At 35.4% G+C, this 18,901-nt stretch carries 17 protein-coding genes and 1 other annotated feature; of the genes, 13 read left to right on the top strand and 4 right to left on the bottom strand.

The window, feature by feature from the left end; translation table 11 throughout:
* Positions 1-228 precede the first annotated feature (228 nt).
* From NSS74_RS14755 to NSS74_RS14740, 4 genes are read left to right on the top strand one after another with little or no spacing between them, the layout of a single operon-like run.
* Positions 229-1,857, top strand: a complete 1,629-nt coding sequence (locus NSS74_RS14755) for a multicopper oxidase family protein (protein ID WP_002141270.1) — start codon at positions 229-231, stop codon at positions 1,855-1,857.
* A 16-nt stretch (positions 1,858-1,873) separates the two neighbouring features.
* Positions 1,874-3,118 (top strand): copper resistance CopC/CopD family protein, encoded by a 1,245-nt coding sequence (locus tag NSS74_RS14750; RefSeq protein WP_002141271.1) that lies wholly within the window; start codon positions 1,874-1,876, stop codon positions 3,116-3,118.
* A gap of 27 nt (positions 3,119-3,145) precedes the next feature.
* Positions 3,146-4,636: a sensor histidine kinase gene (locus tag NSS74_RS14745; protein WP_002141272.1), complete on the top strand. Its 1,491-nt coding sequence runs from the start codon at positions 3,146-3,148 to the stop codon at positions 4,634-4,636.
* A 15-nt stretch (positions 4,637-4,651) separates the two neighbouring features.
* Positions 4,652-5,341, top strand: a complete 690-nt coding sequence (locus NSS74_RS14740; protein WP_002031197.1) for a response regulator transcription factor — start codon at positions 4,652-4,654, stop codon at positions 5,339-5,341.
* A 44-nt stretch (positions 5,342-5,385) separates the two neighbouring features.
* On the opposite strand, the gene NSS74_RS14735 is transcribed toward NSS74_RS14740, so the two are convergent.
* Positions 5,386-6,144 carry an SDR family oxidoreductase gene (locus NSS74_RS14735; RefSeq protein ID WP_002141274.1) on the bottom strand — a complete coding sequence of 253 codons (759 nt, stop codon included), beginning with the start codon at positions 6,142-6,144 and terminating at the stop codon, positions 5,386-5,388.
* A gap of 261 nt (positions 6,145-6,405) precedes the next feature.
* Positions 6,406-6,651 (top strand) — a binding site (T-box leader).
* Positions 6,652-6,754: 103 nt separating this feature from the next.
* Here NSS74_RS14735 and ilvD point away from each other — a divergent pair.
* Positions 6,755-8,428, top strand: coding sequence for a dihydroxy-acid dehydratase (ilvD, locus tag NSS74_RS14730; RefSeq protein ID WP_002012150.1), 1,674 nt, complete (start codon positions 6,755-6,757; stop codon positions 8,426-8,428).
* Positions 8,429-8,460: 32 nt separating this feature from the next.
* Positions 8,461-9,723: a threonine ammonia-lyase IlvA gene (gene ilvA, locus NSS74_RS14725; protein ID WP_002012149.1), complete on the top strand. Its 1,263-nt coding sequence runs from the start codon at positions 8,461-8,463 to the stop codon at positions 9,721-9,723.
* Positions 9,724-9,819: 96 nt separating this feature from the next.
* Here ilvA and NSS74_RS14720 read toward each other — a convergent pair whose 3' ends face one another.
* Complete coding sequence (locus tag NSS74_RS14720) at positions 9,820-10,047, bottom strand: hypothetical protein (RefSeq protein ID WP_033716333.1); 228 nt, start codon at positions 10,045-10,047, stop codon at positions 9,820-9,822.
* Positions 10,048-10,099: 52 nt separating this feature from the next.
* Positions 10,100-11,203 carry a CapA family protein gene (locus NSS74_RS14715; RefSeq protein WP_002141275.1) on the bottom strand — a complete coding sequence of 368 codons (1,104 nt, stop codon included), beginning with the start codon at positions 11,201-11,203 and terminating at the stop codon, positions 10,100-10,102.
* A 213-nt stretch (positions 11,204-11,416) separates the two neighbouring features.
* Between NSS74_RS14715 and NSS74_RS14710 the strand changes: the two genes are divergently transcribed.
* The 3 genes from NSS74_RS14710 (at position 11,417) to NSS74_RS14700 (ending at position 14,349) form a co-directional block, all read left to right on the top strand.
* Positions 11,417-12,136, top strand: coding sequence for a DUF554 domain-containing protein (locus NSS74_RS14710; protein ID WP_002031194.1), 720 nt, complete (start codon positions 11,417-11,419; stop codon positions 12,134-12,136).
* Between the two features lie 15 nt (positions 12,137-12,151).
* A complete protein-coding gene (locus tag NSS74_RS14705) occupies positions 12,152-13,018 on the top strand; it encodes a GNAT family N-acetyltransferase (protein WP_033715330.1) in 867 nt (288 codons plus the stop codon).
* A 116-nt stretch (positions 13,019-13,134) separates the two neighbouring features.
* Positions 13,135-14,349, top strand: a complete 1,215-nt coding sequence (locus NSS74_RS14700) for a multidrug efflux MFS transporter (RefSeq protein WP_002086285.1) — start codon at positions 13,135-13,137, stop codon at positions 14,347-14,349.
* Positions 14,350-14,404: 55 nt separating this feature from the next.
* On the opposite strand, the gene NSS74_RS14695 is transcribed toward NSS74_RS14700, so the two are convergent.
* Positions 14,405-15,166 (bottom strand): DODA-type extradiol aromatic ring-opening family dioxygenase, encoded by a 762-nt coding sequence (locus NSS74_RS14695; protein WP_002012144.1) that lies wholly within the window; start codon positions 15,164-15,166, stop codon positions 14,405-14,407.
* Positions 15,167-15,375: 209 nt separating this feature from the next.
* Here NSS74_RS14695 and NSS74_RS14690 point away from each other — a divergent pair, with 209 nt between their 5' ends.
* From NSS74_RS14690 to NSS74_RS14675, 4 genes are all read left to right on the top strand, one after another.
* Entirely contained in the window at positions 15,376-16,299 is a 924-nt protein-coding gene (locus NSS74_RS14690) for an alpha/beta fold hydrolase (RefSeq protein ID WP_002141277.1), read from the top strand.
* A gap of 56 nt (positions 16,300-16,355) precedes the next feature.
* Positions 16,356-16,961, top strand: a complete 606-nt coding sequence (locus NSS74_RS14685; RefSeq protein WP_002141278.1) for a pentapeptide repeat-containing protein — start codon at positions 16,356-16,358, stop codon at positions 16,959-16,961.
* A gap of 122 nt (positions 16,962-17,083) precedes the next feature.
* Positions 17,084-17,443, top strand: a complete 360-nt coding sequence (locus tag NSS74_RS14680) for a YunG family protein (RefSeq protein WP_002086281.1) — start codon at positions 17,084-17,086, stop codon at positions 17,441-17,443.
* Positions 17,444-17,496: 53 nt separating this feature from the next.
* Positions 17,497-18,822, top strand: coding sequence for a bifunctional S-methyl-5'-thioadenosine deaminase/S-adenosylhomocysteine deaminase (locus NSS74_RS14675; RefSeq protein ID WP_002141279.1), 1,326 nt, complete (start codon positions 17,497-17,499; stop codon positions 18,820-18,822).
* Positions 18,823-18,901 lie beyond the last annotated feature (79 nt).

Genomic DNA, 18,901 nt, shown 5'->3' with positions numbered 1-18,901 from the left:
ATATATGTTTTATACAGTATTATATAAAATATTTTATTGCGCAATAAAAAAGATTTAGAAGTGAATAAAAATTGAAATATATTTCTTTATAAAGTCTTTAAAATTCCTTCAAAGTTTCTTTTTTTCTGAGTGTTATGATGTAAATCGAAGTGAATATGTGAGGTGATAGGCAATGAATCCACGTATGAAAATTAATAGTTTACAACAAAAAATGAAAGAGAGACTAATATGAAAAAGGAATTTATACAAAGTGATTTAAGAAATATATTGATTGCGGCATGCTTACTATTAGGGTTAGTTATTTTCGGATATTTTTTAATTAATAATTACCCAGGTACAAATGAAAAAAAGAAGTTAAGAGACGTAACATCTACTTCAGAATCAATTACATCTCTTACGAATTCAAATGCCAAAAAAAGGGTTACAAAAACTTTTAATATTACGGCGAAAGTAGCAAGTGTAGATTTGGGAAATGGGAAAAAGGTAGATGCATGGACCTTTGATGGAACATCACCGGGTACTCAAATTCGAGTTAAACAAGGTGAACGTATTGTTGTAAATTTGAAAAATGAATTACCAGAACCGGTTACAATCCATTGGCACGGATTAGATGTTCCTGCGGCGGTAGATGGTGTTCCAGGTGTTACGCAAAATGCTATAAAACCAGGTGAAACATATACATACGCATTTAATGCTGATCAGGTGGGGACATATTGGTATCATTCACATCAAAAAAGTGCAATACAAACGGAACGGGGACTATTTGGAACCATTGTTATTGAACCGAATAAACCAGCTGTAAAATATGAAAAGGATTATACAGTGGCGATCCATGAATGGAAAACAGGAGCCATAAAAACCCGTAAGCATAATGGCGAACAAGATAAAGATTGGGATAGCTATCCTAGCAATCATATTCGAAATGAAAAGGCGCAAACTTTAGAAGGACCGTTAATGATGCCAAGTAATGATCAACTCAAAGATTTATCTGATGGAGATGATTACGATGTATTTACATTAAATGATACAAGTGAGGGACTACGATTGGATGCAAAACCAGGTGAAACAGTACGCCTTCGCTTAATTAATGCTGGGAATAATACGCATTTAATGACATTAGTTGGGGCGCCATTTCAAATTATTGCATTAGATGGTCGTGACATAAAAGGTGGGGACGAGCTAGATAAAGCAATTCTTCCGATGGGAGCTGCACAACGTTATGACCTTGTTTTTAAAATGCCAGAAACAACGAGTGTAAAACTTATTAATGTTGATCCATCTAAGAAAATGAATCGAATGTTAACGACGACTATTGGGAACGGTTCTTTGCCGAAAAAACCTGTTGATATAAAGAGTTATCCATGGTTTGACTTTACGAAATATGGAGAAAAAGAAGTTGGCAAGTTTACGATAGATTCAAAGTTTACAAAAGTCTATGATATGGATTTGGCAGAAGGTGTGAAAGATGTAAATGGACAAGAAAAATGGGTGTATACGATTAATGGAAAGACATCACCTGACATTCCACCAATTAAAGTAGAGAAAGGGGATAAAGTTAAGATTCGATTTAAAAATAAGGGGGAAGAAATTCATCCAATGCATTTGCATGGACACACATTCCAGGTTATTTCTAAAAATGGTAAACCAATGGAGGGAAGTCCGATTTACTTAGATACAGTTAATGTTTTTCCGGGAGAAGAATATGAAATTGCTCTAGAGGCAAATAATAGTGGACTATGGATGGTTCATTGTCATCATCTCGTTCATGCGGAAAAAGGAATGCATACGATGATGAATTATGAGGGGGTAACTACTCCGTTTTCTACAGGAGATCACGCGGGTAATCATCCAGAATAATAATACGGAGGTTTTCATGCTTTATAGAATGATAGTATTTATTGTAATAAGTACAAGTATATTTTTATTTTCTCATAGTAGTGTATTTGCTCATACAAGTGTTGTAGGAGCCACCCCTAAAGAGGGTGAGGTTCTTACAGTACAACCGGAACAGATTATTCTTGAATTTAGTGAACCAGTTGCGGGAAATGTAGTTAATATTGAATTGCTAGATGCAAGTGCAAAGAGAGTGCAAGTATCAAAGGTTGAAATATTAGATAACCCAGCAAAAATAAAAGTGAAAATACCAAACTTAAATAATGGTACTTACACAGTAAGGTGGTCTATGATTTCTGCAGACGGACATCCGAGTGAGGGAGGCTATCCCTTTTCAATTGGAGAAGAAGTACAAACTAATGTAGTGGTAGAGGAAAATGCGAGTGGGAGTGGCTCAGTATTTTCAGATGTTATGATAGTAACACTACGCTATATTGTAGAGGGAATGATTTTAATTGGAGCAGGAGTAAAGTGGCTCGATATGTTTGTAAAGCGTTATAGATTACCTTCCATATTGCAAAGAATGAAGAATATGAAAAAGATTTTTTTCTCTATACTTGTAATAGGATTAATAGCCGAATTAATAGTGTATAAGTCAATTATTCCGAAGGAGAGTTTACTTATTCATTCGCCATTTTCAGTTATTATTATGATTCAACTGCTATTATTGGTTCTTATGTCTTTGCGGCATATGGGGAACGAATGGTATGCGCTAATTTGGGGATTTCTTGTTGCGAGTTTTTCTTTCACAGGTCATGTATGGATTACTAATCCAAATTGGGCAGCAGTTATAATTAGAATGGTCCACGTAATGAGTATTGCAGTGTGGCTAGGAGCACTTATTTATTTAGCTCTTGTTATAGCGTGGACAACATTATACAAAATTACATTTGATCAAAAGAGTTTCCGTAAGCATTTTAGCATTATTGCTGGTACTTCATTTATTCTAGCATTTCTTTCTGGGGAATTAATTGTGTTTTTACAGAAGAGGAATTGGGTACTTTTTAATTTTAATTCAATATGGACGAACCTTTTAAATATAAAGATTCTTACTGTATGTATAATTACAATTGTAGCATGGAGACAAACGAAAACATGGGGTAACGATATCGGAACAGTTAATCGCCGTTTATTGCTCTTAGAAATTGTTCTAGCTATACTCGTATTATTAGCTGGTATTTGGATGAGTCAAGTTTCGTTTCCGGTGAATTCTGTAACTAGCTAAAATTATAATGTTCATAGGAGTTCTGTAATGTCAATCCGTATTAGATTGCTGTTGTCGTATGTTGCGATGGTAATTATTCCAATCGTTTTTTGCGGTATAGCAGTTATGTTAATTAGTGTTACTTTATTTGGTGATATTCGTATTGCAAAAGCAATCATTGGTCTTGATCAAAATAGTCATTCTCTCATTGATAAAGAGCAGGAGGGAGCTATTCGTACAAAAGAAGATGAAGATGATATTTTTAGTAGGTTGAAAATTCTTTCATCGTATGCTCCAGATAAATTGGAGGATATAAATTTTTTAAAGGAAACTGATAAAGAATTAAATGATAATCAAGCAGGATTACTAATTCGAAAAAATGATGAGCTTAAATATTCATCCCCATATTTTAAAATCTCTTCGTTTGATAAATACCTACCCGCATTTGAAACGGAAGGACAAAGAAAGGGAATGGATGTGAAAATAGAGGGTAATTCTTTTTACTATAAGCAATTTGATTACTACGATGAAGAGAAGGATAAGGTTAGTATTTTTGTATTTGAGTATGTAAATCCTTTAGAAGAAATGATTAGAGAATTTTTCCCGTATTTCGTATTCTCTTTAATACTTGGGTTAATTATTACGAATGGAATATTAACATATTTTATATCACGGAGTATTATTAAACCATTGCATTCATTAAAGCAGGCAACGGAAAGAATTCAAAAGGGTGATTTAGATTTTCAAGTAAAGCCACTTGCGAAAGATGAAATAGGTGAATTAAGTTTATCGTTTGAAGAGATGCGTGGCAGGTTGAAGGAATCGGTCGAGTTGCAAATGCAATATGAAAAGAATCGTAAAGAGTTGCTTTCAAATATTTCTCATGATTTACGGACGCCAATAACGGCTATTAAAGGTTATGTACAAGGAATTAAAGAAGGTATCGCTCGAACTCCAGAACAATTAGATAAATATTTAACGATTATTTATCATAAAGTGTTTGATATGGATCAATTAATTGACGAGCTTTTTCTCTTTTCAAAACTTGATTTGAAAGAGGAACCGTTTCAATTTGAAGAGGTTGAAATTAATCAATACTTATCTGATTGTATAGAAGAACTACAGCTTGAATTGCAAGATAAGGGAATTGCAGTGAGTTGGGATGCTCAAAAGGATACTTCCATTTTGGTAAAAGGTGATCGTGAAAAATTACGTCGTGTTATTACAAATATCATTTGGAATAGTGTGAAGTATATGGATAAAGAAGAAGGATATATAGGAATTCGCATGACCGAATCTATTGATTATGTAACGATTTACATAAAAGATAATGGGATAGGAATAGAGGAGAAGGCGATGCCTTATATATTTGAAAGATTTTATCGTGCAGATCATTCTAGAAATTCTAAAACGGGTGGAAGCGGACTTGGTTTGTCAATTGCACATCAGATTATCACACAACATGGTGGTGATATTTGGGTAGAAAGCAAAAAAGGTAAAGGAACGACGCTGGCATTTACATTACAAAAAATCAATTAGAAAAAGGAGAGCATCTTGAAAAGAATTTTAATTATTGAAGATGAAGCTATTATAGCAGAGTTAGAAAAGGATTATTTAGAGGTTGCGGGGTATACAGTAGATATTGATTACTCTGGCGAAAAAGGTTTACAAAGAGTTCTTCTGGAGGATTATGACTTGTTAATTTTAGACATAATGTTACCGGGAATAGATGGATATGAAATTTGTAAACAAGTTCGATTGAAAAAGGACATACCAATACTTATGGTGTCCGCAAAACAAGAGGAAATCGATAAAATTAAAGGGTTAGGTTTTGGAGCAGATGATTATATTATAAAACCATTTAGCCCAAGTGAAATGGTGGCGCGTGTAAACGCTCATCTAGCCCGTTATGATCGTTTAACAGGGAAGCGAGAACAAATAAAAGATGAAATTCGTATTCGAGGATTGCTTATTGATAAATCGGCACGACGTGTATTTATAAATGGAACTGAGGTCATGTTAACAGGAAAAGAATTTGATTTATTAACTTGTATGGCGGAACATCCAAACCAAGTATTTAGTAAAGATCGTCTCTTTGAAACTGTCTGGGGGATGGATGTAATTGGTGATGCAGCAACGGTTGCTGTACATGTGAAAAATATTCGTCAAAAAATTGAACTCGATCCATTTGATAAATCATACATTGAAACAATTTGGGGAGTAGGATATCGTTTTACACACTAATAAAAAAGTCAGCATTTTTGCTGGCTTTTTTATTGTAAATGAATTTACAAACAAGATCCTCCGCTAACATCAATCAATTGTCCAGTAACCCAGCGACTATCAGGAGAAGCGAGAAATGCAGCAGTGTCGGCAATGTCTTCTACTTCACCTAATCGATTGAAAGCTGAAATGTTAGTAGCATATTGTTTCATCATTGGATCGCTCAAGAGTTCCGCATTCATATCTGTTTTAATGAAGCCTGGAAGTATTGCATTTACAGTAATACCTCGTGCGCCAAGTTGTTTTGCTAGAGTGAAAGTCATTGTGTTAATTGCACCTTTCGTCATACTATATGCAACGAAATCAGGTAAAGAAATGCGAGTTGCGGCTGATGAGATATTAACAATCCGGCTATTGTCACGTAAACGCGGTAGAGCTTGTTGGATGATGAAGAATGGTGCTTTTGCATTTACTGAAACGATTCTATCAAAAAATTGTTCAGTCGTTTCTTCAATAAAAGCACCAGGTCCAATTCCAGCGTTGTTTATTAAAATATCAAATTCCGTTCCACCAGTTCGCTTTTGCAATTCAGTATCTAAAGAATTATATAGGTTTTCTACACCGTGTAAAGATTCAAGATTTGCACCGATAGAAAAAGCTGATCCGCCATTTGATTGAATTTCATGAACAGTTTCTTCAGCATCTTCTTTTCGGTTACCATAATGAACAGCAACTAATGCACCATCGTTTGCTAAACGTTTTGCGATAGCACGTCCGATTCCTCGGCTTGCTCCAGTAACTAATGCTATTTTACCTTTTAACATAGTTCCCTCATCTCCTCATGAAATTTTTATATGTTTTAAGTTGTTTTTCTTTATGTAGAAAAGCAAACATACTTAAGTAATATATGAGTACGTGTAAGAAGTTCATTCCAATTTTGTTTTGAGAAAAATAAACAACCTTTTAGTGTATGAATTGAACTTTAAAAATGAATTTTTAAAAAAATGTTGACAATGAAAAGAACAAAGTCCTATAATACGTTTAACAAATAAAAGTCAATTATGAATTTTCAGACTTTATATTATATATATGCAAAGAAGAGGAAAGTAGATGATTATGATCGTTTCAGAGAGCTACTTCAAGGCTGCGAGAGTAGTAAGCATCGAATCATTGAATATCACCTCGGAGCATCGCTTGCGAAAGGGAAACTGAGTAGAGGGCGGCGGTATCGTCTCCGGTAAAAGGACGGGGGTCTGGTTGGACCTACAAAGCTTATATTTCGTGAGAAGTGTAAGGAAGCTGAGTGGTAACGCGAAACTCTCGCCTCAGCAATCAAAGCTACTATTAAGTAGTAGTTGATTGCTGAGGTGAGAGTTTTTATTTTAAAAAATAGATTAAGTAAGAGAAAAAATGTGTAAGAAGGGATTTGACAAGATGAGAAGTGACATGATTAAAAAAGGTTTTGATAAAGCTCCGCATCGTAGTTTATTAAAAGCAACTGGTTTGAAAGATGAGGATTTTGATAAACCGTTTATTGCGATTTGTAATTCTTTTATTGAAATTATTCCAGGGCATAAGCACTTGAACGAGTTTGGGAAACTTGTTAAAGAAGCAGTACGTGCAGCAGGCATGGTTCCATTTGAATTTAATACAATTGGAGTAGATGACGGTATTGCGATGGGTCATATCGGTATGCGTTATTCGCTTCCGAGTCGTGAAATCATTGCAGATTCAGTAGAAACAGTTGTAAATGCACACTGGTTTGATGGAATGATTTGTATTCCAAACTGTGACAAAATTACACCAGGTATGATGATGGCTGCACTTCGAATAAACATTCCAACTGTTTTCGTTTCAGGTGGTCCGATGGCAGCGGGGAAAACATCTAAAGGGGAAGTTGTCGATTTAAGTTCTGTTTTTGAAGGGGTAGGAGCCTATCAATCTGGGAAAATTTCAGAAGAAGAATTAAAGGATATTGAAGATCATGGCTGTCCATCTTGTGGTTCTTGTTCCGGTATGTTTACAGCGAACTCTATGAACTGTTTATGTGAAGTGTTAGGTTTAGCTCTTCCTGGTAACGGGAGTATTTTAGCGATTGATCCAAGACGTGAGGAGTTAATTAAACAAGCAGCAGAAAAATTAAAAATTTTAATTGAAAGAGATATTAAACCACGCGACATTGTAACAGAAGAAGCAATTGATGATGCGTTTGCACTTGATATGGCAATGGGTGGATCGACGAATACAGTATTACACACGTTAGCACTCGCACAAGAGGCGGGGTTAGATTACGATATGAACCGCATTGATGCAGTTTCAAGGCGTGTACCGCATTTATGTAAAGTAAGTCCAGCTTCTAATTGGCATATGGAAGATATCGATCGCGCAGGCGGGATTAGTGCAATTTTGAAAGAGATGAGCCGAAAAGAAGGGGTACTTCACCTTGATCGTATAACTGCTACTGGGCAAACATTAAGAGAAAACATTGCTCATGCAGAGATTCAAGATAAGGAAGTTATTCATTCTCTAGAAAATCCTCATAGTGAAGAAGGAGGATTACGTATATTAAAAGGAAACCTTGCGAAAGACGGAGCGGTTATTAAAAGCGGAGCAACAGAAGTAAAACGATTTGAAGGACCTTGCGTTATCTTTAATTCACAAGATGAGGCGCTTGCCGGCATTATGCTTGGGAAAGTTAAGAAAGGAGATGTAGTTGTTATTCGCTATGAAGGACCAAGAGGCGGACCTGGTATGCCGGAAATGTTAGCACCAACATCAGCAATTGCTGGTATGGGATTAGGAGCAGATGTTGCACTTTTAACTGATGGTCGCTTCTCTGGTGCTTCACGTGGTATTTCAGTAGGGCACATTTCACCAGAAGCAGCAGCTGGCGGAACGATTGCACTTCTTGAACAAGGAGATATTGTATGTATTGATGTTGAGGAACGCTTGTTAGAAGTGAGAGTTAGTGATGAGGAATTAGAGAAGCGTAAAAAAGGGTGGAAACGACCAGAACCAAAAGTGAAAACTGGGTGGCTTGGACGTTATGCACAAATGGTAACATCGGCGAATACAGGTGCAGTTCTGAAAATCCCGAATTTTGATTGAGCCAATATAAAAAGAGATAAGGATGATATAAAATGGTGCAAAATGTAAAGGAGAGAGTGAAAATTGAAGATATCTTAATGGCTCATAATTGCATGAAAGATATCGTTATTAAAACACCGTTACAACGAGATTCAGTTTTATCTGAGAAATATGAATGTGACGTATATGTTAAGCGAGAAGATTTACAAGTTATTCGTTCTTTCAAAATTCGTGGTGCGTATAATTTAATTCAAAGTTTACCGAAAGAAAAGTTACAAAATGGTGTTGTTTGTGCAAGTGCTGGTAATCATGCACAAGGAGTTGCTTATACGTGTAATTTATTGAAGATTCCGTCAAAAATTTTCATGCCGACAACGACACCTAAGCAAAAAGTATCACAAGTTGAATTTTTCGGTGGTGATTTCGCAGACATTGTATTAGTTGGTGATACATTTGATAGTTCTTTCCAAGAGGCGCAGCGCTATTGTGTAGAAAATAGGATGACATTTGTACATCCGTTTGATGATCCGTATGTCGTTGCTGGTCAAGGAACAGTCGCTGTTGAAATTATGCATGATATGGAGAAACCAGTTGATTATATATTTACAGCAATTGGCGGTGGTGGATTAGCATCTGGTATTGGTACATATGTAAAGGGGGTTAGTCCTACTACAAAGGTAATCGGTGTAGAACCGATGGGAGCTGCATCTATGAAAGAAGCTTTTCTTCAAAATGAAAATGTTGCATTAGAAAAGATTGATAGTTTTGTTGATGGAGCAGCTGTTAAGAAGGTAGGAAAGTTAACTTTTGAAACATGTAAAGATGTAATTGATGATATTGTTTTAGTACCGGAGGGAAAGGTTTGTACAACGATTTTAGAACTGTATAAGAAAAATGCGATTGTAGCAGAGCCAGCTGGTGCGCTTTCTATTGCGGCACTTGATCTATACAGAGATGAAATAAAGGGAAAAACAGTTGTATGCACGTTAAGTGGTGGAAATAATGATATTGATAGAATGCAAGAAATGAAAGAACGATCCCTTATTCATGAAGGATTAAAGCACTATTTCATCATTGAATTTCCGCAACGTTCAGGAGCACTACGAGAGTTTCTTGATAAAGGATTAGGACCGGAAGATGATATTACTCGCTTTGAGTATATTAAGAAACATAATAAAGAAAATGGTCCAGCTTTAGTGGGGGTAGAATTAAAGCATAAGGAAGACTATGAAGCTTTAATTACTCGTTTTCAAGAAAATAACATTCAATTCGTGGAGCTTAATAAAAATCCTGTGCTGTTTGATTTACTTATTTAATAAAAGAAAAGAGTTAACATACAATTCTACTTGAAATAAAAAAGATAGATACAGGAGGGAAATCCTGCTTGTTCTATCTTTTTTATTCTTTGAAAGTTAAACGAAATACGCTCCATATTCAAGAAGGATAAAGCTAGTTAACCAAAAAAGTATTGCAATACGAATGATTACATACATTGTAAATTCAAAGGGAGTAAGTTTTCTCTCTCGCCTTATTTTTCTTAGAAGTCTAACAGAAAAAAATGAACATAAAAGCAGGATCGCTATAGATATTTTATACACGTTTTCTAACAGACTTATATTTTCTAATAAGTTTTTCAGCATATTCATCACCTATCCCGTAATGTATGTTACAGAGAAATGAATTTCGTGCTGTTTAGTTGCGTTTGTTTATTATTTTCCCAGTATCATCAATTTCTACATCAGTTGAAACCGTTTGTAAATATTGCAGTGCTTTTTTCTTTTCTTCTTCATTTACAGGAGAAACTTGGTTGTTGCGAATGATGTAAGGATTGAATGACATTTGGACATCCTTACCTTTAAAGGTTAAAGTTAATACACCTGTTTCGGCACTCTTTCCATTTACATAATTCGGGAATAAAAAGTTTCCTAACGAGTATGCGATAGGAACTTTATTGTAATACTCAAATCCTTGTAACCAATGCGGGTGACTTCCAACGATTGCATCAGCACCCGCCTCTACCATTTTTGGAACATATTGTTTCTGGTATTCTATTGGACGATTAGATTTTTCGACGCCCCAATGCATATAGACGATTACATAATCAGCATCTTTCTTTTGCTCTTGAATCGTTTTTGTTACAAGATCTAGGTCATATCCGTTTGCAACGCCGGGTTTATTGTCACCAGCTACCCAATTAAAGTTGGGCATAAAGCGTACAAAGGAAAGAAATTTAAACTTTTTTCCTTTTACAGTTAGTTCACGAGCAGTATAAGCATCTTCAGCATTTTTTCCGGCTCCAGTGTAAGGTAGTTTTAATTTTTCGACGTGAGAAATGGTGTCTAGTAGTCCATCTTGCCCATAATCAAGCGTATGGTTATTGCCAATGTTCACGATGTCATATCCGGTGTTTTTAATGGCTTGTAGTGTGGATGGATCACTTTTAATCCAAAATTGTTGCCCAGGTACTCTTTTTTCTCTCGTTGTAAATGCTGACTCTAAATTAACAAAAGAAATATCAGCTTTCGTTATTTCTTCTTTTACGTGTTGGAATGGATAATCAGCCCCATTTTTTTCGATTACGGGACGTAATTGCCAATCGAACATTGTATCACCAGAGAAGGTGAGTGTGATTTCAGGGTCTTCGGTTTTCTTTTCGCTTTTTGAAGCTGTTTTACTAGATTTGTTTTGCATATCAGGTTTGTCTTTCGCTTTTGAAATAAAAGAGTAGTTGATTAATAAAACAATTGGTGTAATGAAAAAGGCTATTAACAGAAATCGTTTTAGTAAAGTTTTCATAAATACCTTCCCTTTTGAGTTTATCCCGCAATTAGATTAACAATGAATCTACTAAAGGCAATCGGTCTTTGTATAGTTACAAAAAAATAGCGGGTTATGTAGTGAAAAACGTTTGTTAATATTCACAATATTACGTTAACATATAGGTAACCTGTAAATCAATGTATAAACCAAAATATAGAAATAAAGAATTCGAAGGGTGAAGAATGAGAAATGGTTATATTAGGAGCAGTTGTAAATGGGATTTGTATTATATTTGGTACTTTACTTGGTAAATTATTTAGTGCGATTCCAGAAAGTATGAAGGGAACAATTATGCATGCAATTGGTTTAGCGGTTACTGTACTTGGACTTCAAATGGCATTAAAAAGTGAAAATTTTCTTGTTGTCATACTAAGTTTAGTTATTGGTACGGTAATCGGAGAATGGCTACAATTAGAAGAAAGGTTAAAACTGTTAGGGGATTGGCTAGAAAATAAAGTTGGATCGAAAGGGAAAGGGAGCATATCAGAAGGCTTTGTAACAGCCACGCTTATTTTTGCAATCGGAGCGATGGGGATACTTGGTGCATTGGACAGTGGGATTCGCGGAAATCATGATATTTTATTTACAAAGGCGATTATCGATGGATTCATTTCTATTATATTAACGACAACTCTAGGAATTGGAGTGGTATTTTCAGCAATTCCAGTGATTTTATATGAGGGAGGTATTGCAGTTTTTGCAACACAAATTAATAGTTTTGTACCAGAGAAATTAATGAATCAATTTATAGTTGAAATGACAGCAACTGGTGGTATTATGATTTTTGCAATTGGATTAAACTTACTTGGATTCATTAAAATTAAAGTAGCAAATTTACTTCCAGGGATATTAGTAGTTGGAATAATTGTTTCAATTATATATATTTACGGCTTGATATCAAGTTATTAGGGGGAAGGGATGTATATGGAGGAATTTCAATTTACAAAACGTGCACATAAAATATTGGAGATTGCAACGCGAGAGGTTGAGTGTAATAAAGGTATTATTCATCCTATGCATCTATTTATAGGAGCTTGTAAGGAAGGTAATGGAGTTTGCGCGGAGTTACATATGTATTTATTTCACACGGTGGGTATGGATTTTTTAGCAAAGGTATCGCTACTTCAACAATATTATGCAAATGAAATAGAATACATAAATGTTGGGGAGTTTAAAGTTTCAAATAAGACGATAGAAGTTTTACAAGTAGCAAAGAAACGGATGGACCGTTTTCAGCAAGTATTAATAAATGAAGGGCATGTTTTATATGCACTGTTTCAAGTTGATACAGTTATTGAAAAGGTTATAAGTAAAAACGTGCAAAAAGAGCTGCTGAGTATTACATCTGAGTCAAGAGACTTAACCGTTGATTTAAAAAGATTTAATCCTATTTATAATAATTTAAATTTTAATGTTAGAAGAGCTGTCTTTTCTGATTTTGAAAAGTTGGCACGTTTTGTTAAGGATGAATTTGGTGAACGTTGGTTAAAATCTTTAGATTATGGATTTCGGACATATAAAGAGGAGTTGCCTATTTTTATTGCTGAGCAGGAAGGAGCAATCATTGGTTTCGCTTGTTACGATGTTGTGAGAGGAAAAAAAGGGTTGTTTGGCCCGATGGGTACAGCGAAACATAATCGTGTGAACGGTGTTGGGAAGACGTTATTGAATCATTGTTTATATAACATGAAGAAAAGCGGATATGAGTATGCAATTATAGGACAAGCAGGTCCGATTGAGTTTTATGAGAGGTGCTGTAATGCACGTTTAATACCCATAGGAGATAATTAACTCTATCCCTTTGCAAAGAATGCAAAGGGATAGAGTTTTATTATGTATAAATCAAATTACTAAACTTTTTCCAGGAAACGGTGTAGAATGGGTATCTAATGAAAGAAGGTGTGAAAATGGCCAGCTGGAAACGAAATTTAATGATTTGTTGGCTAGGTTGTTTTACCACTGCAGCCGGTATGAGTTTAGTAATTCCTTTTTTATCTTTTTATATTGAGGAATTAGGGGTGACCGGCACTTCTAGTATTGCACAGTGGTCGGGACTTGCATTTGGTGTAACATTTTTAATGGGTGCGATTGTATCACCGATATGGGGAAAGCTGGGTGATATACATGGACGGAAATTGATGCTTATACGTGCTAGCCTTGGTATGGCGATAATTATGACGCTTATGGGGTTTGTGACAGATGTGTATCAATTAGTCGCACTTCGGTTTTTAATGGGATCGGTATCAGGTTTCCTTTCTACAGCGATGACACTTATTGCTGCAGAAACTCCGCAAGAACATTCAGGTTGGGCAATTTCTACAATCTCAACTGGAGGCGTGAGCGGTTCGTTACTTGGGCCGATACTCGGAGGTTATTTGTCAGAGTTAATCGGAATGCGCCATGTTTTTCTAGTTACAGGAGCTTTCTTATTCCTGTCCTTTCTTATCGTCTTTTTCTTCTTACATGAGGAGAAACATTCTGCTAAAGAAAAAAAGGCACAGCCGAAAAAAGTATGGACGATGGTCCCTGCAAAACATTTAATAATAAGTTTATTTGTAGCAACGTTTATTATTCAGCTTGCAAATATGTCGATTCAACCTATTATTACGTTGTATGTAAAGCATTTGGCAGGACCAGGAACAGATCATATTGAAATGCTTGCAGGTGCAGTCATGTCTGCGACAGGATTAGCAGTTATTTTAGCAGCTCCTAAGCTAGGAAGATTATCAGATCATATTGGACCTCAAAAAACGTTAGTTGTAGCGTTGTTTGCTGCAGGAATTATTTTTATTCCGCAAGCATTTGTAACCTCAGCTTGGCAACTATTAATTCTTCGCTTTTTATTAGGTATTGCACAAGCAGGACTATTACCTTCCGTACAAACTCTACTAAAACAACATACGCCAACCCATGTAACGGGACGAATATTTGGATATAATCAATCATTTCAGTTTTTAGGAAATATGATTGGGCCAGTACTTGGTGGACAAATTGCAGCTCATGCAGGCTTCCAATATGTTTTCTTCTCTACATCATCACTATTATTTATTGCGTGCATTTGGGTTTATTTTCATAGTAAGAACGAAGAGGTATCAGAGAAACGACATTTGGAAGTTAGTTAACTATGTGAATGAAAAACAGAAAAAGGATGAAGCAATATTGCTTCATCCTTTTTCATTAAAATTGAAGGCAAAGATAACTTAATGTACCAAGCTCGTAGCTACGGTGAATGACCGTACCGTCGTTCTCACCACTACCCATCGCGATAAATAGAGGAACAAAATGTTCCGCTCTTGGTACAGCTAATTGTGCATGAGGAGCATTTCTTTCCCAGTTAAACAATGCATCTTTATCGCTAGTATGCATATGATTTATAATCCAATCATCAAATTCAATCGCCCATTGTTCCGGAGTTGTTTCATTCCATTTTAATGCTCGTAAATTATGAACAGTAACTCCGCTGCCGATTACTAAAATATCTTCTTGTCCAAGTCCTTTTAGTGCTTCTCCAATTTCAAATTGTTCTTTTGCAGGAAGGAATGGATTTACTGATATTTGTACGACAGGAATATTGGCTTCTGGGTACATACGATGCAGGAGTGTCCATGAGCCATGATCTAAACCTCTCGTCATATTATGATGGACTGGAATGCCTTTGTTTTTAAATTTTGTTTCTAGCATAGACGCAATGCTAGAAGAGCCTTTCGCATGATATTTGATTTCGTATAACTCAGGAGGAAAACCTCCAAAGTCATAAATTGTTTCATATACTTCATCTGAAGAGGAGATCGTTAATACTTCACTTTCCCAGTGAGCGGTAAAAATAACAATAGCTTTCGGTTTATATGTTTCTCCAAGTGTCTTTAAAAAGCGTGTATAGTCTGTATCTTGAATAGCAAGCATAGGTGATCCATGTGCTAAAAATAGTGAGGGCATCATGATTAAAACCTCCTAAAAATATATTAATTACTTTATGTAAGTAACTATATAATTTTATTTTAAATTCGTCAAGATAATAGTTTAATATGTAATCGGAAAAATAGATCATTTGTCATAATGAAAGCAATTGCATATAATACATAATAAGAATAATGAATGTTTATTCATTATAAAAAAAGATATACATAATAGATTTGGAGGCTGTCGGAATGAGCATACAGGAAAATTTCGTTACGGCATTGGATAAATCGGAAATTTACTTGCGTAAATGGTTACCAGAAGGAAATCCGCGGGGAATTGTTCAAATTGCACATGGTATGACAGAACATGCAGGTGTTTATACAGAATTTATTGATGCTTTATTAGAAGCAGGATATGGTGTTTATGCTCATGATCATAAAGGGCATGGAAAAACAGTGAAAAGGGAAGAAGACTATGGTCATTTTGAACCAAATGTAGGTTGGAATCAGGCTGTGTCTGATGTTATCTTTGTTTCGGAAATGATAAAAGAAGAGCAGACATGCCCGTTATTTTTACTTGGACATAGTATGGGTTCTTTTTTATCAAGACGTGCTGTACAACTTAAAGGTGAATTATATGATGGATTCCTTATTTCAGGAACTGGTGGAAATCCAGGGCTTTTAGGAAGTATCGGTCATAAAGTAGCGACAATTGAGATGAAACTTCGCGGAAAGAAAACGAAAAGTCCGATGCTGAACTTCTTATCTTTCGGAAACTTCAACTCACACTTTAAGCCAAATCGTACGAAATTTGATTGGTTATCTTCAGATATTCATCAAGTTGATAAGTATATTGCGGATACGTTATGTGGATTCATTTGCACGACTAGTTTTTACCGAGAATTGTTTCATGGAGTTCTAGAAGTAAATAAAATAGAAGAATACAAGAAGACACCAAAAAATCTTCCAATACATATATTCTCTGGTGATTGTGATCCTGTTGGGGATATGGGGAAAGGTGTAAAAGAAGTATACGAAAACTATAAAAAATGTGGTGTGAAAGATGTAACACTTCGTTTATATGAAAATGGTAGACATGAAATGTTCCATGAAGTGAATAGAGAAGATGTATTTCAAGATTTGATTTCATGGTTAGATGAGCATATTGTATAAGAAGAAACCTCACTTCATGCTGAAGTGAGGTTTTTTGAAAAATTGGAGGATTGATTATGAGTGAATTTGTAAATAAAGAATATGTAGAAATAGATTTTCAAGATGTCTGGATAAAAGAAGAGGAATTGAAAAATTGTACCTTCATAAAATGCCGTTTTAGAGGGATAGATGCATCAGAAGTTTTTACTAAAAATTGTAATTTCATAGAATGTGATTTTACTGGTACTCTTTTTAATGCTTCTATCCATCAAGGAACTACGTTTGCTAATTGTAGGTTTTTTGGTGCGAATTTATTTGTATCTAAGTTTGAAGAATGTAAAATGACTGGTTCGGATTTCGAAGAGGCGAATTTAGACGGAATAACAATTATATCAGGCGATTGGTCATATACGAATTTAAGGTTTGCAAACTTAAGTAAACAAATGTTAAAGGGTATTCGTTTAATTGAAGCTGACCTATATGAATGTAATTTAGAAAAAGCAGATTTGCGTGAAGCGGATTTAACGGGCGCACAATTAGGTAAGGTGAAACTTAGTGGGGCGGATTTAAGAGGAGCTGTAGTTGATAGATTTGATTTTAAAGCTTTTGATTTAAAAAACGTGAAATTAGATATAGCGCAGGCGGTTGCAGTTGCGAGATGTTATGGAGCAAAGGTGAATTAAATCATTTGTAACACCGTTCAATATATTGAACGGTGTTACAAATAGTAATGATTTTTAAAAATTGCCTTTTACCGCTTTTATAATATGATGTGTGAAATTGCTAATGTCAGGAGATGCTGAATATGGATAGCATAAAGATTAAACAACTATATGAAGCATTAAGAAAATCTTGGTCAATAGAAACGAGTTCTAAGTGGACGAGCGAAAGCCCAGCAAAGGGACAATGTGGTGTAACGGCCCTTATTGTCCAAGAATTGTGCGGGGGAGAGATAATAAAGACGAAGATAGGTGAAGTATGGCATTTCTACAATAAAGTAGATGGGAAAAGGTATGATTTTACTAGGACCCAATTTCATGAAACATTAAACTATATGGACATGAAGTCGAGCCGTGAAGAAGCATTTGCAGATACAAATGAAAAACAATATAGCATTTTGAAGGAAAAGACAACGAAAGAATTAAAATTATCTTTTGACTCTTAATCTTCAATAAGTTACTATAATGGTGGTAACTAATTAAAGGGGACTTCATAGAGTTGAAAGGGGAAATACTTTTGAAAACAACTTATGTAAACGCTACAATTGCAACGATGAATGAACAAAATGAAGTGATAGAAAATGGATATATCATTGTAGAAAATGATCAAATTATAGATGTAAATAGCGGAGAATTCGCTAACGATTTTGAAGTAGATGAAGTAATTGACATGAAAGGAAAGTGGGTTTTACCAGGGCTTGTCAATACACATACACATGTTGTTATGAGCCTTTTGAGAGGTATCGGAGATGATATGTTATTGCAGCCATGGCTTGAGACGAGAATTTGGCCACTTGAAAGTCAGTTTACGCCAGAGCTTGCGGTCGCTAGCACGGAATTAGGATTACTTGAAATGGTGAAAAGTGGTACAACATCATTCTCTGATATGTTTAATCCTATTGGAGTAGACCAAGATGCAATTATGGAAACGGTATCAAGGAGTGGAATGCGTGCTGCTGTTTCAAGAACTTTATTTAGCTTCGGAACGAAAGACGATGAAAAGAAAGCAATTGAAGAAGCTGAGAAATATGTGAAGCGTTACTATAACGAAAGTGGTATGTTAACTACGATGGTTGCACCGCATAGTCCATATACATGTTCCACAGAACTGTTAGAAGAGTGTGCTCGTATTGCAGTAGAAAATCAAACGATGGTTCATATTCATCTTTCTGAAACAGAGCGTGAAGTACGTGATATTGAAGCACAGTATGGGAAGCGTCCAGTAGAATATGCAGCAAGTTGCGGATTGTTTAAACGCCCAACAGTTATTGCGCACGGTGTAGTATTAAATGAAAATGAGCGTGCATTTTTAGCAGAACATGATGTTCGAGTAGCTCATAACCCAAATAGTAATTTAAAACTAGGTTCTGGTATAGCGAATGTAAAAGCGATGCTAGAAGCAGGAATAAAAGTAGGAATTGCAACAGATAGTGTGGCGTCTAACAACAATTTAGATATGTTTGAAGAAATGCGCATTGCAACATTATTACAAAAAGGTATTCATCAAGATGCAACAGCGTTACCAGTTGAAACAGCTCTTACACTTGCGACTAAAGGAGCTGCTGAAGTAATCGGGATGAAACAAACGGGCTCACTTGAGGTTGGAAAGTGTGCTGATTTTATTACGATTGACCCATCTAATAAGCCGCATTTACAACCGGCAGATGAAGTGTTATCACATCTTGTGTATGCAGCTAGTGGAAAAGATATAAGCGATGTAATTATTAATGGTAAACGTGTCGTTTGGAATGGTGAATGTAAAACATTAGATGAAGAGCGTATTATATTTGAAGCAAGTCGTTATAAACGAGGTTTACAAAGATAGGTAATTATATATCAGTTGAGAAAGCTATCCTTTTTTAAAAGGATAGCTTTTTTCTTGAACGAATAAATATTCAAAAGAA

The sequence above is a fragment of the Bacillus sp. FSL E2-8868 genome (assembly GCF_038005505.1).
In the GTDB taxonomy this organism is placed as follows: Bacteria; Bacillota; Bacilli; order Bacillales; family Bacillaceae_G; genus Bacillus_A; species Bacillus_A mycoides.
Note: the sequence above shows the minus strand (reverse complement) of the source record. Positions and strands in the feature narration are given on the sequence as shown.

Coding starts and splice junctions, on each gene's coding strand:
- NSS74_RS14755 (WP_002141270.1), top strand. CDS start 229: ATGAAAAAGGAATTTATACAAAGTGATTTAAGAAATATATTGATTGCG.
- NSS74_RS14750 (WP_002141271.1), top strand. CDS start 1,874: ATGCTTTATAGAATGATAGTATTTATTGTAATAAGTACAAGTATATTT.
- NSS74_RS14745 (WP_002141272.1), top strand. CDS start 3,146: ATGTCAATCCGTATTAGATTGCTGTTGTCGTATGTTGCGATGGTAATT.
- NSS74_RS14735 (WP_002141274.1), bottom strand. CDS start 6,144: ATGTTAAAAGGTAAAATAGCATTAGTTACTGGAGCAAGCCGAGGAATC.
- ilvD (WP_002012150.1), top strand. CDS start 6,755: ATGAGAAGTGACATGATTAAAAAAGGTTTTGATAAAGCTCCGCATCGT.
- ilvA (WP_002012149.1), top strand. CDS start 8,461: ATGGTGCAAAATGTAAAGGAGAGAGTGAAAATTGAAGATATCTTAATG.
- NSS74_RS14720 (WP_033716333.1), bottom strand. CDS start 10,047: ATGCTGAAAAACTTATTAGAAAATATAAGTCTGTTAGAAAACGTGTAT.
- NSS74_RS14715 (WP_002141275.1), bottom strand. CDS start 11,203: ATGAAAACTTTACTAAAACGATTTCTGTTAATAGCCTTTTTCATTACA.
- NSS74_RS14710 (WP_002031194.1), top strand. CDS start 11,417: ATGGTTATATTAGGAGCAGTTGTAAATGGGATTTGTATTATATTTGGT.
- NSS74_RS14705 (WP_033715330.1), top strand. CDS start 12,152: ATGGAGGAATTTCAATTTACAAAACGTGCACATAAAATATTGGAGATT.
- NSS74_RS14700 (WP_002086285.1), top strand. CDS start 13,135: ATGGCCAGCTGGAAACGAAATTTAATGATTTGTTGGCTAGGTTGTTTT.
- NSS74_RS14695 (WP_002012144.1), bottom strand. CDS start 15,166: ATGATGCCCTCACTATTTTTAGCACATGGATCACCTATGCTTGCTATT.
- NSS74_RS14690 (WP_002141277.1), top strand. CDS start 15,376: ATGAGCATACAGGAAAATTTCGTTACGGCATTGGATAAATCGGAAATT.
- NSS74_RS14685 (WP_002141278.1), top strand. CDS start 16,356: ATGAGTGAATTTGTAAATAAAGAATATGTAGAAATAGATTTTCAAGAT.
- NSS74_RS14680 (WP_002086281.1), top strand. CDS start 17,084: ATGGATAGCATAAAGATTAAACAACTATATGAAGCATTAAGAAAATCT.